We start from the raw sequence: 17,808 nt of genomic DNA, 5'->3' as shown, positions 1-17,808 counted from the left end.
TGAGAAGTATTGCGGTGACGTTCTTTCTACAAAAGACGATCACCGTTGATTTTTTAAAACATAAACGAGTGGATAATAAGGGGCAGGCTCCTAAATATTTTATCGAAGAAAACCACCCACCGATCATTTCCAAAGAGATGTTCGATAAGGTTCAGGATGAGAAGGAACGGAGAGCATTACTCAAGGGAAATCTGGTTGGTGATAGGCATAAATATAGCAGCAAATACCCTTTTAGTGCCAAAGTGTTTTGTGGGAACTGCGGGAACATTTTTAAAAGAAGGCTTTGGAATAGCACAAATACTTCGAAGAAAGTTGTATGGCAGTGTAAAACCTATATAACGGACGGTAAGGATGCTTGTGGAGCTAAGGCAGTCGCAGAAAATGTTTTGATGGATGCCTTCGTGCGGATGTTCGATAGAATCTATGAAGACAGACAAAGCTTTATAAAGACGATGACAGCGAATATTGAAATGATTATTTTGCAGAGGCCGAACATAAAAGAGACAGAAGCTTTGGATAACCGGTGAAGAATTAAAAAATCCCTACTGAGTCCCATATCGGGTTTTAACAAAAGCACCAGCAGTCAAAAAATAAGGACGTTGGTGCTAATTGTAAGGAGAGTCGCTTCAAAGCAGTTCTATCTTCCCTTCGTCACCGTCAACCTCTATCATCTGACCCTCACTAATTGATTTCATTACACCTAAGACGTTCACAACCGCTGGGATGCCGTACTCCCGAGCTACAATAGCGCCATGGGATATAACTCCACCCGTTTCCATAACTACTGCGGATGCTCTTAAGAACAACGGTGTCCAGGCAGGGTCAGTTGATGGAGCCACTAATACATCTCCGAATTCTAAACTTTCTCCCTTGTGGGGATGATAAATAAGTCTGGCTCGACCAACAGCTCTTCCTGAGGCTACCCCAAACCCTGTCAACGAGCTGCCCTTACTCAATTTTACCTGTTCTACAGGTTTTGGAACTTCACCAACTATTAGGACAGGCAAGGAGATTTCCTCCGATTTTCGTCTTCTGTATTTCCGCTCTGCCACCAGCACTGCTAATCCTTTACCGTCCCATTCCTTCCGTAAAATCGAAAAGATTTCTGACCAGGCACAGTGAAAGATATCATTCTGTTGCTGGATAATCCCTCTTTCCTCGAAGCGTCGCCCCAACTCCAGAGCCAGCATTCGAAAAGATCCAAAGACTTTTACTAATATTGACTTGGACATTTCACGCATTTCTGCTCCCTTGGTGGCGCGCTTAAGCCAATATTTCATGTGCGGTCTTCGATAAGCAGGTACCTTTTGCTGAACCTCCTGCCAAGCATGCAGGTATATTTCCTGTTGACGGGCTTTTAGACCACTGACGTCAGCAGTTTTCATGCTGTTTCTGATCATCTGCAAAAGATAACAAGGGTTTTCCCCCCAGCGAGGGTTGATAATGTCAAGTTCATCTGTGCCCCGATGCCCATATTCAGTTAAAAAAGTGCGAAAGGCTTGTTTGAACGGGGAATTGTCCTTTAATTCTTTTTCCCATGCTAAATAATCAGCCTCAGAAGATAAGAACCTTCGAGCATCTTGATCATGCCCTGCGAGTTCAGCTAGTTCCATGAGGCGATAGCCGTGTTCAGCACTAGTGATCAGTGCTCTTCCAGCCATCAGGCCATTAATTATGCCATTTTCCTTGCTCGGGAAATATTTATGTAAAGCTTTAGTCAATACCATAAGAGGGTAAATAGCTGCGGTCATCATTGCTATAAAAACCACAGATGCTTCTTTCATCAAACCTGCTAGATTGTTATAGAGGTCGATACACTCCAGATCTTGTACGTCTCGGAAACCGCTGCCCCGCCAACTTTCGGTAAGACTATTAACCCGAACATAGAACTGTTGGTCATTACGCCAAATACTAAGAAGCTTAAATTGAAGTTTTATTAATCCCCTTAGTCTTTTCATTCCGGCGATCCCACGATAAGGGCCTTTGTCCTTAATTTGTATTACAACCGGGTACCCAAACATCGATTCATAATCAGCCGGATCTAAACCCGCTGAGACATAATCGACCCATTGGATGACGGTGATATTCACATACACCCTTCCCCCGAATAATCTGACATACTGGACGCCGGGAAGCAGAGGATAGCCGGTATACCGAAATAGTTCGAACGAATTTGTATTTAAATGTAGTTCTGCAATCCTCCAGTTGAGTGTAGACTGGACCATAGCATTTGAATCTCGCAAACCAGAACTAGACCAAATATCCGGTTGATCCTTGATTTCTCTATAGGTGTACCTCGGTAAAACGGTTACCGGGCGAGCTTGAACTATAACAAAACCTTTCCCATCAAAAACCCACTCCACATCCTGATGTTGCTCACCCTGTCCCAAGGCTTCATAAACTCTTAACATAAGCAAGCCCAATTGAGTAATTTGCGCATCCGATAGCACCTGGTTGTCAACGAATTTATCCGAATGAATAAATTCGGTTCCTCCACTCTCTTTTACAACAACCTGACCCTTCTTTGTCCCAATTCTTTTATCTATTACCCTTGGCAAGGCTGGTGAGAGATCTACCAGATATTCATCCGATTCTACCCTTCCACTAACCACCGATTCACCCAAACCAAAATTGGCGTTGATCAGCAAGACATCCTGCCGCCCTGTTAGGGGTTCGCAGGTGAAACCAACACCTGCCGCTTTAGCTTCCACCATTTCCATAATCACTACTGCCGCCTGAACTTCATCATCTTTGAAGTTCATTTTTCGACGGTAAGCAACTGCTCTTATAGTCCAAAGTGATGCAAAACATCCCTTAATAGTTGACAAGAGGTATTCTGGCCCACGTACATTTAAGAAAGAATCGTGCACACCAGCGAAGGAGGCTCTCGCTGAATCCTCAGCCGTAGCTGATGAGCGAACGGCAAGTGGTATTTCCGAGATACCAATATTTTTTAATCCATCGAATAATTGCTCCTGGATGTATCCTGGGACGAAACCAGAATTGATTCGCTCGCGAAGAACTGTGATTTGAGCAGAGACTTTTTCTTCATTAACATGAGTTAATGTGACTGATTGGATTTCCTCCACCATTATTTTTAATCCATTCTCTTCAAGAAAATACTTGTAAACATCCGCTGATAAAACCCCACCTCGCGGAATCGCAAACCCATACCTATCAAGCCTTGCTAGGTTCCAACCCTTCCCCCCAACCTTCTCGGTATCAGCGAGAAACGCTTCGGGCCAACTGAAAAAACACCCTTCCTTAATCTCCATCTTCCTTCCTCCATCTACCTAGTCGTTATGAAACACTTCTTTCCGAGCTAAATAAGAGCCTTTAAATTAGCTCTTGGACATGTTTCTCGCTCCATTGAGAAAATAATCAATGTTTTTAGTGATGATTTCTTGTGATTCATAATTCTCAGGGTTACTTAAAAAACTGACAGTCACTATCATTTTTAGGTAGTTAGCCAACTCTTTTTCATCAATATCCGATCTTAGTTCTCCACTTTTCTGGCCTAGCTTAATGATATAGCGATAAACATCACTCAGGCCACTTCTTAGGCTTTGGTCTTTAAACGATTGAATAAATGTCTGTAAGCGGTACTCTCGGTAAGCGACAATAACATCTTCCGGAACATCTATTCTTGACCATTCCTCGCCTGTAGACGTTACTGCAACCAAACGAGAACAAGTGTCTGGTAAGTCATTGAGTAATTGAAGCAAGTCTTGGAAATGAACCTGTACGTATTTCTTCATATATTCGGCGGCAATAGCCTCCTTATTGGGGAAATAGTTGTAAAGCGTTTTGCGCGAAATATCGACTTCTTCAGCAATCTGTTCCATAGTTGTTGCCTTAATACCCTGAGCCCTATATAGCCCCATTGCTACAGAAACTATTTTCTGCTTAGTTTCTTTCTTTTTTCGTTCTGTTCTGCTCGTAATATTGTCAATCATAACATTGAACAAGCACCTTTCTACACATATATAACATTACACATGTGTAATGTTTATTTTAGTTTGCCACTAAACCCAGCATCTGTCAATACCTTAGATTACATTTAATAGTGTAAGATAAAAAATCAGTCAAGGTAACTATCAACCCTGACTGACTTTTTACTTATCTGTTTGGAGAGGAGTATTCTAAATAATTGAGTCCTTATACTTTCCAAATTCTTCTTTCACTTCCCCCCAAGATCGTAAAAACAACCCAAGAAAAAAACAAAAAGAAAGATCAGACCGTCCATGTCTATTATATACTTGTTCATTTGGCCGAGCCCAAAAGTCTACAGCAAAAATTACCGACGACATTGGAAACTAATATCGGACAAAATGGCTACAAAGCCATTCTCAACAATACGAATATCAGCACCGAATGTCTGAAACGTTCCGGCTGTCAATATTATCCCTAAATCAATTTGCACAATAGTTCACCCTGATAACGGGAATATGGCTATAAGAAATATAGCTCTTTTGTAGTGACAAGGCACGTTGGCGTTACTTCATTGTGTGCGCATTGTTAGACTTTGATGAAGAAATATTTAATGCGTTGGTTGAGAAGATTGGAGTTTTCTCACCAAGCATATTTCTTGCGAAAATTGCCTTGGTTTGCCCGTTATATACATCCTAAGAATAAAATGAGTTTCGCTATGGAAGAATAGTTATAAAATTTAGGTTCTTGGAGGTACTCAAGTGAAAATATTTCGTGTCAACATGTCAAATCTCTCGTTTGTCGCAGAGGAAGTACCTGAGGAGTGGAAGGTGCTTGGTGGCCGGGGGCTAACTTCGGTCATAGTAGCCAAAGAGGTTGATCCAACTTGTCACCCACTTGGCAATAAAAATAAATTAGTTTTTGCGCCAGGGTTACTTACGGGCACAATGGCTGCTAACGCAGGTCGTTTATCGGTAGGTGCTAAGAGTCCGTTAACCGGTGGCATCAAAGAGAGTAACTCTGGGGGAACTGCGGCCCAAAGACTAGCAAAGTTAGGTGTAAAAGCCTTGATTATCGAGGAGATTCCTCAAGGAGACAAATGGTATTGTCTCCATGTTAATAAAGATGGCGTGGAAATCAAAGAAGAGACCGAACTCTTAGGAAAGGGCAACTATGAAGTAATCCATACTTTAACCTCTAGATATGGGGAAAATACGGGTGTAATCACTATCGGGCAAGCAGGAGAGTACAAGATGTCTGCAGCCAATATTTCCGTTAAGGATCCCAAAGGCCATATTCGTAGCTTAGGACGAGGTGGGCTCGGAGCTGTCATGAGTTCCAAACGGATCAAGTTCATAACGCTTGATGATAATGACGGTGAAGGGATCAAGATTCTTGATAAGGAAAAATTCAAAAAAGCTGCTTCTATTTTTAATAAGGGGTTACTAAGTCATCCTGTAAGTGGTAATGCCCTGCCGAAATATGGAACCAACGTTCTCATTAACATTCTTAACGAAGCAGGTGGATTGCCGACTAAAAACTTTCGAATGGGGCAATTCGATGGAGCCGAAAAGATTAGCGGTGAGACGATGTATGATACTATCATGAGCAGAGAGGGCGATCCTACCCATGGTTGCCACGTCGGTTGTGTTATTCGTTGTTCCCAGACTTATAACGATAAAGATAATAAATACCTTACCTCTGGTTTCGAATATGAAACAATTTGGGGGTTCGGAGCTGGCTGCACAGTTGATGATTTAGATGTTATTGCTTATATCGACCAGATCTGCGATGATATTGGCATAGATACGATTGAAACTGCTGGAACTATGATGGTGGCAATGGAGGCAGGTATTCTTCCCTGGGGGGATGGTAATGGAATCTTAAATTTATTTAAAAACGAGATTAAAGAGGGGACTCCTCTTGGTCGTATTCTTGGCAATGGAGCTGATTTTACGGGTAAGGCCTTCGGGGTAACCCGTGTTCCGACGGTTAAACGTCAGAGCATGCCGGCTTACGATCCACGGTCAGTAAAGGGTATCGGTGTAACCTACGCTACGACTACGATGGGTGCCGACCATACCGCGGGGTACTCAGTTACTTCAAATATCTTGAATGTGGGTGGTCACATAGATCCCTTGGCTAAGGAGGGGCAGATTGAACTTTCGAGGAACTTGCAAATTGCTACGGCCGCCATTGATAGCGCAGGTTTATGCATCTTCACTGCTTTTGCGATCCTTGACTCCGATCCAGTCTCTCATGCCCTAATCGCCATGATTAATGCTCAGTATGGCACGAACTGGTCCGTGGACGATTGGTTCAATCTGGGACGCCAGGTCCTTAAGACTGAAAGGGCTTTCAATGAAGCAGCTGGGTTTACTAACAAGGATGACCGTTTACCGGAATTCTTCAGTGAACCAGTTCCTCCCCATAATGCTACTTGGGATTTTTCCGGTGAAGAGCTAGATCAGGTTCATAATTTTTAAGTGGTCGCCAAATACAAAAGAAACTATTCTAAGTAAAATAAAAGCTCTTAAGAAAGGAGGCTTATAAATGGAAGTCAAGGTTAAACTCTTTGGAGACCTCCGTGAAGGTCGATTTAAAGAAGAAAAGACTCAATTAGAGGAAAATAGTTGTGTGATTGATATCATTAACAAACATAACCTGCCACTAGAAAAAGTAGCCATATGTATGGTCAACAGTCACGTAGCCGAATTTGGTCAAGTGTTGCAGAACCAGGACACTGTTGCCTTTTCTCCTCCGGTCGGTGGCATGTAAATGAGAGCTTAGCTAGAGTTATTTGGTAGAAAAAGGAAACAAGCATGGCTAATTCCTTTTCTATAGTGCGGCCACTTAAGCACTAGAAATAATTATGCCCTACTTAGATGGTTGGGAAGTATTGAAAAACTGCACATGAGGAACAGCGGCCATGAATTGGCAGGATGGTCGTGCTTCAAGTGGTAGGAATCTTAGCAATAGATAGAATTAGTTGTATCAAGTAAAAGCGCTGTGGTTTCACAGCGCTTTTATATCCCTATTAACATGACAGGGCACGTTGAGACGGTAGTTCTCCTGCAAAGAAAACACAGCTTAAAGCCTTGAGTTACTAGGGATACATTAATTTTTGGAAATGTTTGAATGTACAACAGGAGTGGTTTGGGGAAATATATTATAATTAGTCAAGTGATCCTTAAGTGCAATTGATCGGTATTCGGTAGTAAGAAAATATTAATTTAGCAATGGATTACGCTATAGAAAAATGTAAAAACATTGCCTGGATGTCCGGATATTGTTCTTCCGAAATATAAGACAGTCGTTTTCATAAACAGCTGTTTACACTGAACCCTGTAGGTGAGACAGGAAATTGAAAAATAAGGTTATACTGGTAACATAAGTAAAACAAGTTGATTGGGAAAATTACAGATATACAGATACACGGGAGCCAATCGACGGAGAGGGGTATATACCTATTCCGTTGCCTCAAGATCGCAGTTTGGGTATCTAAAATAGCAACTACTCTCATACCGAATTGGGACATAACTTATTCTATGAGTGCTGTGAATAAGAGGTGACCGTGTGTTTTGAATTCTTGCCGGCCAAAGCCAAGAAGACAAGGCGCCTAGAAGATGAAATAATTAATTTGTCAGCAAATGTAAGCTCTCTAACAGCATCTTCGATCTTGAGCACAAGGGTTGCAAAAGTAGGTAAAAGCACTATTTGTAATCTCTTAAAAAAAAGGCACACCAATAATTGAAAAAAAATCAGTTTCGATGGTTTGCATCGATGACTTTGCAATTAGGAAAAGGGAATCTTATGGAACAATCATGGTTGATATCGAAACTCATCGTGTGATTGATTTAATCCCATCAAGAGAATGCAACGATGTAGTAGAATGGTTAAAGACCTATCCAAACCTTAAAGTCGTTTCGAGAGATGGTTCGATTACATACCACAATGCGATAGCAGCAGCACATCCTGAGGCTATACAGGTAAGTGACAGATTTCATCTACTTAAGAATTTAACTTCATATTGTAAAGAGTTTCTGATGAAATATTTTAAAGCAAAAATACTGATTAAAGTGCCTGTGCCTGAAAAGCCTCAAGATGATGTAACGGTAACATCAGAAGTAACTGTAACTAACAAAAAACTGACATTAGAAGAAAAGTCAAACCGAGCATTTTCAATGCTAGCAGACGGGTTCAGCAAAACACAACTTTGCAAACAGTTGAATATGGATATTCGGACACTGGAAAAATTGATGGGAATGAGCGAGGAAGAACGTAGTCAGTATGTAAAAAGCAATATGGAGCTATCACATGGCCAAAAGGTGCTAAAGAAGCAGGAACTGATAAATACAGTTAAGAATTTGCATGAGGAAGAATTCTCTATAAGATCAATCTCCAAAGAGCTACAGTTATCTAGGCAGACGATTACAAGATATCTGAATGAAAGTATAACGGCAATTCATGGAAGTTATAATGTTAAGCGAAAAAGTATCTTAGACCCCTACCTAGGTGAAATAAATGTGTTAATTGATAAAGGCGTTGCCGTTACGGCAATTGAAGCAAAAATCCGTCGAGAAGGTTATAAAGGGTCTTCCTCAACACTAAGAAATTACGCAGCAGGGTTGAAAAGGCTAATTCAGAATACCTACAATATCAACAATATAACGTCAGAAAATACAGAATTAGTGGAGCGTAAATTACTGTTAAAGCTATTATTCAAACAATTAGAGAAAATCAAAGGGCTGGACAGCGAATGTCTAGCTAGAGTGAATAGTCAATATCCTCGATATAAAGAGCTTATAGACATAGTTAATGAATTCAAGAAAATGCTGGTGGATAAAAATGTTGAACGAATGGAGCAGTGGATACATAGGGCGGCAGGCCTAAACATTCGTGAAATAAATTCGTTTATAAACGGCATAACTAGAGATATTACAGCTGTAAAAAATGCCATAAGATACGAATACAATAACGTACTTGCTGAAGGCAGTGTAAATAAGCTAAAGGTTATAAAGAGGATAATGTATGGCCGCAATAGTTTTGAAATGTTAAGGAAAAAACTGTTACGGCTTGAAAAAACGATAAAATTCAACATTGGAAAGAACCACTTTTACATTATCATTCACAGCTTATTGCTATAATTTGGCGAATGAATTTACTTTACACAGAACTGGAGTTTCAGTAAGATTAGAACTAGTGTTCCGTATAAAGGTGAAGGCAATGGGTAGTCGGATTATCTTCCATATAGATGTGAATTCTTCCTATCTTTCCTGGGAGGCTGTTCACAGAATTCAACACGGTGATCTACTTGATCTGCTATTTGTTTAAACATTAATTTGTTCTAATGCGACAGGATAAGCTAAGTTTTGCAACAGGAAATTGAACAATTAAGAAGAATAAGTAATCACTCTGAATAATGAAAGGATGTTTAAGATGAGCAATGAAAGTATTGCGAAGCTAGTTCATAACCTAGTTAAAAACCCTAAAAGTATGCGATCGAGAGAACACGGACTACCTTCTGCGGAACTAAACACTAATGAATTTACTATCATCCAAAGAGTTTTTTCAGAGTGCGAGGTTTCTGGCGATGTCATGACTCTTGGGACTCTACCACCAGGATTTTGGGGATAGAAGGGGATGAACCTTCAACTTGATCAAGCTATAACGGCCAATATTAATAAAATCCTGACGAGATCCCAACTTAGTACCGAAATGATCGCTATGATTAATTCCTCATTGAACGCCGACAGCGAGACAGGTGAACTGTTTAAGTGGGCTCACTTAACGCTAATGAATTGTGAGTGTGTAAGCGGAGTGTCTGAAGTTGCACTACTAGGCGCAATTGCCATGGAATTATCCGCTCTTGCAATCGATATTTTTGATGATATTCAAGATCAAGATCATGATGATCTACCGTGGCGGCGAATACCCACCGCTAATGCTTTGAACCTAGCTATCTGTTTAAGTATGCTAAGTAGTGAGGTTGTTTTGACGTTATCTGATGATAGAGATAGCAGAGTCTACAGGGAAATTTGCCAAATCCTAAGTCATATGTGGATAACGTGCAGCGATGGTCAATTCCAAGAAGCTCTATTTGACACTCGCGAGCAAGTTACGCTTGACCAATATTATGAGCTTGTCGAGCGTAAGTCAGGAAGTCTAACAGCCTGTGCCTGTAAGATCGGTGCGACCTTAGGTGGTGGGTCCGAATCGTTGGTGCTTCAACTAGAAGAGTTTGGGACATACCTAGGTATCATGAGCCAAATCAGGAACGATTTAAATGACTTTTTAGACTTCGAAAAGAAAAAGGATTTTGTGAATAATAAAAAAACCCTACCTTATGTCTACCTCTTGAACATTCTCAATGGTAATACGGCCGAGCAGTTCAAAAAACTAACTCAGATAAAAGGTAACAGATTAAAGTTCGGGAAGGAAGAACAGGAATATCTAAAAAAACTGGTCATTGATGAAGGGGCTGTACATTACTGTAGAGTGATGTATGAACTATACCGAGAAAAGTCGATGAAAATCATTCAAGCAATTCCAGTTCCGAAAAAACGCAAAGAGAAGATGATCAAACTTGTTAAAGAAAATGTTTAGGCGGCAAGCATATTATTATGCGAGTGCCGTCTTTCTCTTACTGTTGGTTGTTTATTCAGTAGCTATTAATAAACAACCCTATGTTGGTCTTGAGCTTGAGAGTGTCAATGGACAATGGATCGTGACTTCCAGTGACTCGGATGGTCAAGGATACAAATCAGGCGTGCGAGTCGGGGATTTGATTTTAAAAATCAATCAAGATGATCCGGGTAAAAACAGTTCTATTCAAATATGGAGTGAGGCAGAAGGAGCATCCACTCTCGAAGTCCGTAGATCTGACCAGTCAACTGCTCAGTTGATTAACATACCTGAACTTCCGTTTTCGCGGAGAACACTAAGCGATATTCCTTTTGCGATCCTGGGGTTCGTTTTTTGGTTTTTAGGGTTTATGTCCTGGTTTAGACGTCCGTTTCTGGTTCAAGCCCGTGCTTTATTTTGGTTGAACTGGGTTATCAGTTTGGCTTTCGTCTTAGCTCCGGCTTCGAGCCGTGATTTGATATTGGCTAGGGAATTAGAGTACATAATTTTTTCGGCAGTACCTATCTTTCTAATTAATTTTATCTCGAGTTATTCAAATGAAAATTTGAACCGTGTAAACTTTTTAGGACGCCTTATGTTAACATTGATGTCTGTAATCATATTAATCGTAACCGTGCTACAATCTGTCGGTATTGTCCACTTAATTAGTCCATTAAGAAAACTAGTGTTAGTAACGGTTAGCATTGGAGTCCTTTTCACACTTTGGAATTTAGGTGCCTTATTAAAGTTGCCGAAAGATAAACCGGAAAAGAACCAGTCAAATATTCTACTTATGGGCATAGCGATAGGGTTCTTACCATTCGTTCTCTTGACGGCGATTCCCATTATCTCTGGCTTCCAACCGATAATGAATGCCCATGTCAGTTCCCTGTTTGTATCCTTAATTCCAGCTACTTGGTACTATGTCATAGCCCATAAATATTTACCGGATAGTCGCAGGCTTTTAAGGATTACGATTGCTTTTTTCTTTGAAGGAATATTTTCTGGTTTTGTTGTTACATATTTACTCTTCTTTCTGAAAATATTAAAGTCTCTAAATCTTGAAGTAACTCTTGCCGTGTTTTCATTAATTATGCTGGTAATGGTCAGTTTTAGGTTGCTCCGCCTGATTATGGTCAAGCTGTTAAAAAAATTCGGGTGGTTGTCTGTGGAGCAAGATCTAGACCAAAAAGTTCTTAAGTTAAACGAGAGACTGGCTTTACTTCATGAGGAGGAGCTAATCTTAGAAGAGGTAATAAAGAGTCTGGGAGTTGAGGGAGCTTTTCTTGTTGCCCAGAATGATGAGGGGGGATATCTCAAAAAAGCAGCCGGAAGGTTCTTGGAAAAGCATGATGACCAATCCAGACTAGAGACTTATTTTCAAGCAGATCGAAAAATTAATTTAGGTGCCAAAAAACTACCTAAGGGTTTTCCTGCCGAGCTCTATATACTTCTTGATTCCAATGATTTTGATTGTGGATTATTTATAGGTCACCGTTATTCCCGCATTGAGTTTCAGCGAGAAGAATTGCCGCTAATTACGTTGATTTTCAGCCAAGTGGCACAACGCTTAATAACTGAGTTTGTTATCAAAGAGTTGTCGCAAGAAATCAAGGAGATTGCCCAAAGATCGCTGATCAACCAAAGAAAAATTCAGAGGCTGCAAGGAATAACTGGCTCTTTGTTTAAAAGTATTGAACAAGAGAGGAAATCAATTGCCCGTGATCTTCACGATGGCTCGTTGCAGTTAGCGTTAGACTTGAACCGATGGTTGGACGACATTGCCGAAGAGTGTCCAAGCGCAAAGGATGGCAAAGCTATTGCTCATATGCGGGAGGTAGTTGAGAACTTAAACTTTGAACTGCGTTCAATTTGTAGTGATTTACGTCCACCATCCTTGAATGATTTAGGATTGCTTTATGCCATCCAAATAATGTGCGAAGAGAAAATGGAAAATGAGTCGTTGCTAATTTCATTAGAAACGGTTGGTATTAGCGAGGGAGTACGCCTGAAGGAACAAGTAGAATTAGCTGCTTACCGCTTTTTGCAGGAAGGGATAACGAATGCCGTGAAACATTCGGGTTCCAGTAAGATAAACATTTACATCGAGCTTAACGATTCTGAGCTTGAATTGAGTATTAGAGATTTTGGCAATGGGTTTGATATTAGCAAGATAGATGATTGGTCATTAAAAAATGAACATTTTGGTTTGATTGGAATGAAAGAAAGGTTCCAAGGCATTGGTGGTGAGCTTCAGATTAATTCCATAATTCATCAAGGTACCATCCTGAAAGCTTCTATTCCGAGATAAGGAGGAAGGTAAAAAATGTCTGTTGGTAATGAGAAATTAGAAAAAATAAAAGTATTAGTAGTTGATGACCATACCCTTTTTGCGGAAGGAACAGTATCTTTACTGTCATCAGAAACAAAGCTGGAGATACTGGGAATAGCAAATGATGGAAATCAATGTCTAACCTTCTTAAAATTAAAAACACCTAATATTATATTGCTTGATATTAGCCTTCCGGACTGCTCAGGAATTAATTTAATTGACGATATTAAATCTATACACCCGGCAGTAAAGATTATTATGCTTACAGGTCTCAATCCCAAAGGTTATCTTACAAAATCACTACAGAAAGGCGTTCATGGATTCTTATTAAAAGAATGTAACAAAAAGGAAATGATCGAGGCTGTTTTTTATGTGGCGCAAGGAAAAGAATACTTTTCTAAAGGTTTGGCACCTTTTTTGAAGTCAGCATTTAATAAAGGCGATAAGAAAGCTTTAACATCACAACCTAATGATATTGGTGAATTACTATCTGGCAGGGAAGAAGAAATCATGAATCTAATTGTAAAGGGTTTAAACAATCAAGAAATTTCCTCGATATTAGGAATAACAATTAGGACTGTAAAATTCCATACAAGCAATATACTGTCTAAACTCGGTGTAAAATCCCGCTCAAAAGCGGTCGTAGCTTGGACAATGGTGTCAAAGAATAAGGATGGAAGTCCTGAAATACTTCAAAAATTGTAGGAACTAGTTCGTTGGGTCTTGATGAAAGAATAAATGTAATATTATCCCCTGATAAAGCACTGTATATCTAAAACCAGTACTAAAGTACAGGAATTTTCATCAATACCTGTACTTTGGTACGTGGTTAAAGTTTTTGTACTAGGTTATAATCTAACCAAGGTTTACCAAATGATTAAGTGCCGAGACAACAACACATGGGGCATAAGTCATTGGTTAGGTGAACAAGTTGTGTTTTTGAAGTATTTAATTGGCTTTAGCCATTTAAATACAGACGCCAACAGATCATCAATACCCGCAAAGTAACATTTGATCTGAAGACGTTTGCCCCTACACAAAATGTGGGTGAGAACTGGACTCGGGAAATCCGACCGTCCGGGATCGCAGGGGGGCGTCAGGAAACGTGACCTTAGTAAGGAGGCGGCGCCTGACATCTATCCCGACAAATCTGCACGCCGGGATCTGTGCGGGGAGTTCCGGGTAACCGGTGCTTTTACCGTGACAAGGGAGATTTGCATGATGGGAGGAAGAATTTTTAACTAATATCAAAAGATTATCAAGGGTCTATATAATCAAAAAAGGAATTAATTTTTAGAAGGGATATTTAAATTAAAGGGTTACACCTATGTATTAAAACACAAAAATTCAATAAAATATGGAGGGGATTTGAATGAAAGTATTAAAAAAGGCATTAGCTTTAGTTCTTCTAAGTAGTTTATTATTTTGTTACGGAATATCGGCAGCACCAACCACACAGGCAAACGCAGGTACACAATCCAACGTAACTGTTAATCAACTTGCTGAGATTGCAAATAAACAACAGGTTAATATTTTGCTTTATGATGAAACGGGACATATTGATCAGGAGTTTCATTCCGATGGCCTTAAGGTAAAATACAACTACAAAAATGGGAAGATCAATGATTCTATCGATGACAAGGGATACAAACAAGAGTATGTTGATAATGGCGAATACATTGAAGTAACTGAGTATAAGGATAACAAAAAAAATCAGGTTAAAGAGTTTGCTATTAACAAAAATCTTCTAAAATTAAGTCAGGATGATTTAAAACAAATAGCAAAAGAAAAAATGGAACAAACAAAAAATGCTAGTGAACAAATAAGCATTCAAAGTTTAACTGTACCCGAAAGTTATATGGTTAATGGGGTTGATATGACAAGTATTACTCATGATATGCCACAGTATTCTTCTGGTCAATTTTATACGTCAACATTTTCGATGACAGAAAGCGTCATTCAGTCTTTCTTTACTAATAAGAATTCCATCTTAAAAGATAATGTTCAAATATGGAGAAAAAACTCTAGCGGTACCGTGTATAATACAGGAACATCAATTAATCCAGCCCATGCCATCTGGAATGCAGCAGATACCTACATGATAAATCCAAAAGTTATTATTGCTACTCTTCAAAAGGAAAGTTCTTTGGTTAGTGCATCTCCTGGTTCTGTGTCTTATAGTTCCCGCCGTTTTTATTATGCAATGGGTTATGGTGCTACAGATGGTGGAGATATTAATGGAACAAGTGGTTTTGATGTTCAAATAGATAAAGGAACTAGATTATTAAGAGATCTTTGGATGCAATCACCAACCGGGTACTGGAATTATCCGAGCTTGATCACAGGTATTAACTATAACAAAACTGTTACTTCAAATGGTGTAACATACAAAAATTATATATGGGTTAAAGATTACGGGACATGGGCACTTTATAAATATACTCCACATGCTCTTGATGTTAATCTACTACCTACCATTGGCGGAGGAAATTATTTGTTCTATTCAATTTTCAAAGGATACTGGGGAACGAATTGGGATTAAGTATAATAAAAAAAGCGGTCAAAAATTGACCGCTTTTTAAACTTTGGTTTGAATATAAAAAAATTATCACCCATGAGAGTGGGAACATCTAATTGAATAGAGAGGTCTTTCATTGTTATATCTAATGGGAGGGCTTTAAAGTGCGTGTATTATCAATAATAATAATAATAATTTTGCTAGTTACAGGATGTAACCCACACTCAAATTCAAATGTCAGTGCTCCGAGTACATCAAATCATAATAGTAGTAATAATGTATTCCCTTCATCAATTGAGATATCAATCTATAGGAAAGATTATCCAAAAGCTCAACCAGAATTAGTAACTGTAATCTCTGAAGCAGATAAAATTATAGAAGCTATGGAAACGATTAATAACCCTATTACAACAAATTTTGAAAATAAAGATCAGAAAAGTTATAATCGTATTTTTGTAATTAATTTAATATATGGAAAAGAACAAACTCATTTAATGTATTTACCATATAACGATCTAATTAAAGTAATTAAATGGAATGAGCAATATAATTTTGATACGTATTCAGATAAGGAAGAGAAACAATTATTAAATATGATAGAAAATAATGGGTGGAATAAACTGGGTAACAAATTATTAAAACTAAGCTAAAAAGCCTAGAATCAACGGGATTGCTGCTGTTCTGAAATTAATGACCATTTCATATGGAAAAAAAATAAGGGCCTCTGTATTATTAAATTGGACCCTATAAAGTAGACAGTTAAAAAAGATGCATACATGCCCAAAAATTAACTGACTCGATTTTATAGGGTCCATTTTAGTAACGATCGGACCTTTTTTCACGTTTTCACTGAATATGGACCCCTTCATGCTAGAACGCTATCCTTTTTTCTGAAGTAATGAACATCATAAATCTCTAGATAATTGTCCTGAGATAGCCTTTGACACAGAAAAAGCCAACGATCGAAATCAGTGGCTTAAAAAAGAGCACTTAGATTAGTAGTGAACAGAACATAATGAATCTCGAATTGTACTAAACCGTCTGCCGAAATGACTTTGTTTATGGGAATTCAATCTTCTTTATTCCTTTGAAAATGCTTAGACAGGGAATATTTTTAATAAGATTTATGCTGAATTTTACGAAAAACAACAGCGTCCCAGATACTTCACAACATGTGCAGGCCATTTAAACGGTTTCTTACAAAATACAATCCAATCTGGATACTTCTCTGTACATTCATCCAAGAAAAGAAGATGACTAACTTCATATACAAGAAACAGACTAGAGAATTGGAACGATTTCGATGCTTATTATTATAACAACGGCTACAGCGGAATTCATCTGACGAAGCCAATGCTAGACCGCTGCCAAACGTTCGTTGTCTGTTGTCTGAAGAAATGGGTACTTTCCGGTGAGGAACTTATGACGGTTATTCCCTATCTAGCAGCCTATATGGGACATACCGATTTTCGGGGAACTCAATATTATTTGAGGCTTACAGCAGACTTGTATCCCGATCTGATCAGTCGAACGGAAGCAGAATTTGGATATGTTATTCCGAACGGGGGACGGCTAGTATGAGGGAAAGTGACTTCCCGAGATACCTTACCAGTTTCCTCTCTCAGTACCTTTCCGGTCAGAAAAATGTGCTCCCATACGATTGCTGCCTACAGGGATACATTCAAGCTGTTCCTTACCTACTGTGAAACCTGCAAAGGGCTAGCTCCTGAGAGATTTAAGATGGTTCAGCTTACTAAGGAATTTGTACTGGGCTTCTTAGAATGGATTGAGACAGAGCGAGGCTGTTCTCTTTATCTTCTAAAAACGCCTATGAAAATGGAGAACTCTGTTTTTTTAATGATGCTTGCTTGATGACATTGAAAAGCAACTTTCAAGCCCTTGTTGATCATTTGTATTCAAAACAACCAAGCAGTTCCAATCTCTCAGTAACATAAATCAAGGGTCACTAACCTGCGACAAAAGTGTATTCAGGATCAGGGCAGGTAACATTTTGGTAACGCAATCCTGTGAAAAACGATAAATATAAGGAAAGATGTCTCAGTAGAGAACTGAAAAAAGCCTTGTATTTCCTTGATTTATTCCATTTCGTAAACCGACATGAAAGATGTTTCTTCTTATTAAAATATGGGCGGCATGATGTAATAAAGGTATTGGTAAAGAAATACGACTAAATTAATCAGCCTGCAAATTGCAAATATTGATTTAGATATATTGCAAAAGATCTTCAATTGTTGGAGAGGTTTCGCAGATCTCGTGAAGAATATTGTAGTCTATTGTCCCCAATCTGTCCCCAACAAGACCTTAGACCTCAAATGACAGAACCATACTAAGCTAGATAAAAAGAAGAAACCCTTGAATACCAAGGGTTTCAGCATTTTCATTA

General features: G+C 39.1%; 15 protein-coding genes and 1 pseudogene. 14 read left to right on the top strand and 2 right to left on the bottom strand.

Going from position 1 to position 17,808, the window contains the following annotated elements; translation table 11 throughout:
* Nucleotides 1–527, top strand: a 527-nt coding sequence (locus DOT_RS26575; protein WP_207637078.1) for a recombinase zinc beta ribbon domain-containing protein, incomplete at its 5' end; no start/stop codon positions are given.
* Nucleotides 528–626: 99 nt separating this feature from the next.
* Here the strand turns inward: DOT_RS26575 and DOT_RS26570 are convergent.
* Nucleotides 627–3,275, bottom strand: coding sequence for a PEP/pyruvate-binding domain-containing protein (locus DOT_RS26570; RefSeq protein ID WP_009624724.1), 2,649 nt, complete (start codon nt 3,273–3,275; stop codon nt 627–629).
* Nucleotides 3,276–3,341: 66 nt separating this feature from the next.
* Nucleotides 3,342–3,956 carry a TetR/AcrR family transcriptional regulator gene (locus tag DOT_RS26565; RefSeq protein ID WP_009624723.1) on the bottom strand — a complete coding sequence of 205 codons (615 nt, stop codon included), beginning with the start codon at nt 3,954–3,956 and terminating at the stop codon, nt 3,342–3,344.
* 194 nt (nt 3,957–4,150) lie between these two features.
* On the opposite strand from DOT_RS26565, the gene DOT_RS26560 reads away from it, so the two are divergent.
* The 13 genes and pseudogenes from DOT_RS26560 (at nt 4,151) to DOT_RS26500 (ending at nt 17,276) form a co-directional block, all read left to right on the top strand.
* Entirely contained in the window at nt 4,151–4,411 is a 261-nt protein-coding gene (locus DOT_RS26560) for a hypothetical protein (RefSeq protein WP_009624722.1), read from the top strand.
* A 280-nt stretch (nt 4,412–4,691) separates the two neighbouring features.
* Nucleotides 4,692–6,416, top strand: a complete 1,725-nt coding sequence (locus DOT_RS26555) for an aldehyde ferredoxin oxidoreductase C-terminal domain-containing protein (protein ID WP_083824304.1) — start codon at nt 4,692–4,694, stop codon at nt 6,414–6,416.
* 67 nt (nt 6,417–6,483) lie between these two features.
* Entirely contained in the window at nt 6,484–6,708 is a 225-nt protein-coding gene (locus DOT_RS26550) for a MoaD/ThiS family protein (protein ID WP_009624719.1), read from the top strand.
* Between the two features lie 492 nt (nt 6,709–7,200).
* A complete protein-coding gene (locus tag DOT_RS32850; RefSeq protein WP_348982173.1) occupies nt 7,201–7,272 on the top strand; it encodes a hypothetical protein in 72 nt (23 codons plus the stop codon).
* A gap of 428 nt (nt 7,273–7,700) precedes the next feature.
* Entirely contained in the window at nt 7,701–9,077 is a 1,377-nt protein-coding gene (locus DOT_RS26545; protein ID WP_009624717.1) for an ISL3 family transposase, read from the top strand.
* Nucleotides 9,078–9,156: 79 nt separating this feature from the next.
* Nucleotides 9,157–9,261, top strand: a pseudogene (locus DOT_RS32155) (DNA polymerase IV); the annotation flags it as partial.
* 312 nt (nt 9,262–9,573) lie between these two features.
* On the top strand, nt 9,574–10,536 hold the full coding sequence (locus DOT_RS26535) for a polyprenyl synthetase family protein (RefSeq protein ID WP_009624715.1): 963 nt from the start codon (nt 9,574–9,576) through the stop codon (nt 10,534–10,536).
* Complete coding sequence (locus tag DOT_RS26530; RefSeq protein ID WP_009624714.1) at nt 10,529–12,865, top strand: ATP-binding protein; 2,337 nt, start codon at nt 10,529–10,531, stop codon at nt 12,863–12,865. The genes DOT_RS26535 and DOT_RS26530 overlap by 8 nt, the downstream gene beginning before the upstream one ends.
* Before the next feature lie 15 nt (nt 12,866–12,880).
* Complete coding sequence (locus DOT_RS26525) at nt 12,881–13,591, top strand: response regulator (RefSeq protein ID WP_009624713.1); 711 nt, start codon at nt 12,881–12,883, stop codon at nt 13,589–13,591.
* Between the two features lie 667 nt (nt 13,592–14,258).
* Nucleotides 14,259–15,428, top strand: a complete 1,170-nt coding sequence (locus DOT_RS26520) for a hypothetical protein (RefSeq protein ID WP_009624712.1) — start codon at nt 14,259–14,261, stop codon at nt 15,426–15,428.
* A 140-nt stretch (nt 15,429–15,568) separates the two neighbouring features.
* Nucleotides 15,569–16,054 (top strand): hypothetical protein, encoded by a 486-nt coding sequence (locus DOT_RS26515; RefSeq protein ID WP_009624711.1) that lies wholly within the window; start codon nt 15,569–15,571, stop codon nt 16,052–16,054.
* Between the two features lie 703 nt (nt 16,055–16,757).
* Nucleotides 16,758–16,985 (top strand): integrase family protein, encoded by a 228-nt coding sequence (locus DOT_RS30050; RefSeq protein WP_009624710.1) that lies wholly within the window; start codon nt 16,758–16,760, stop codon nt 16,983–16,985.
* A gap of 6 nt (nt 16,986–16,991) precedes the next feature.
* Entirely contained in the window at nt 16,992–17,276 is a 285-nt protein-coding gene (locus DOT_RS26500; protein WP_009624708.1) for a hypothetical protein, read from the top strand.
* Nucleotides 17,277–17,808 lie beyond the last annotated feature (532 nt).

The organism is Desulfosporosinus sp. OT (genome assembly GCF_000224515.1).
GTDB lineage: Bacteria > Bacillota > Desulfitobacteriia > Desulfitobacteriales > Desulfitobacteriaceae > Desulfosporosinus.
Note: the sequence above shows the minus strand (reverse complement) of the source record. Positions and strands in the feature narration are given on the sequence as shown.

Excerpts from the sequence above, each read along its gene's own strand:
- DOT_RS26570 (WP_009624724.1), bottom strand. The coding sequence starts at position 3,275 with ATGGAGATTAAGGAAGGGTGTTTTTTCAGTTGGCCCGAAGCGTTTCTC.
- DOT_RS26565 (WP_009624723.1), bottom strand. The coding sequence starts at position 3,956 with ATGATTGACAATATTACGAGCAGAACAGAACGAAAAAAGAAAGAAACT.
- DOT_RS26550 (WP_009624719.1), top strand. The coding sequence starts at position 6,484 with ATGGAAGTCAAGGTTAAACTCTTTGGAGACCTCCGTGAAGGTCGATTT.
- DOT_RS26545 (WP_009624717.1), top strand. The coding sequence starts at position 7,701 with ATGGTTTGCATCGATGACTTTGCAATTAGGAAAAGGGAATCTTATGGA.
- DOT_RS26535 (WP_009624715.1), top strand. The coding sequence starts at position 9,574 with ATGAACCTTCAACTTGATCAAGCTATAACGGCCAATATTAATAAAATC.
- DOT_RS26530 (WP_009624714.1), top strand. The coding sequence starts at position 10,529 with ATGTTTAGGCGGCAAGCATATTATTATGCGAGTGCCGTCTTTCTCTTA.
- DOT_RS26525 (WP_009624713.1), top strand. The coding sequence starts at position 12,881 with ATGTCTGTTGGTAATGAGAAATTAGAAAAAATAAAAGTATTAGTAGTT.
- DOT_RS26520 (WP_009624712.1), top strand. The coding sequence starts at position 14,259 with ATGAAAGTATTAAAAAAGGCATTAGCTTTAGTTCTTCTAAGTAGTTTA.
- DOT_RS30050 (WP_009624710.1), top strand. The coding sequence starts at position 16,758 with ATGCTAGACCGCTGCCAAACGTTCGTTGTCTGTTGTCTGAAGAAATGG.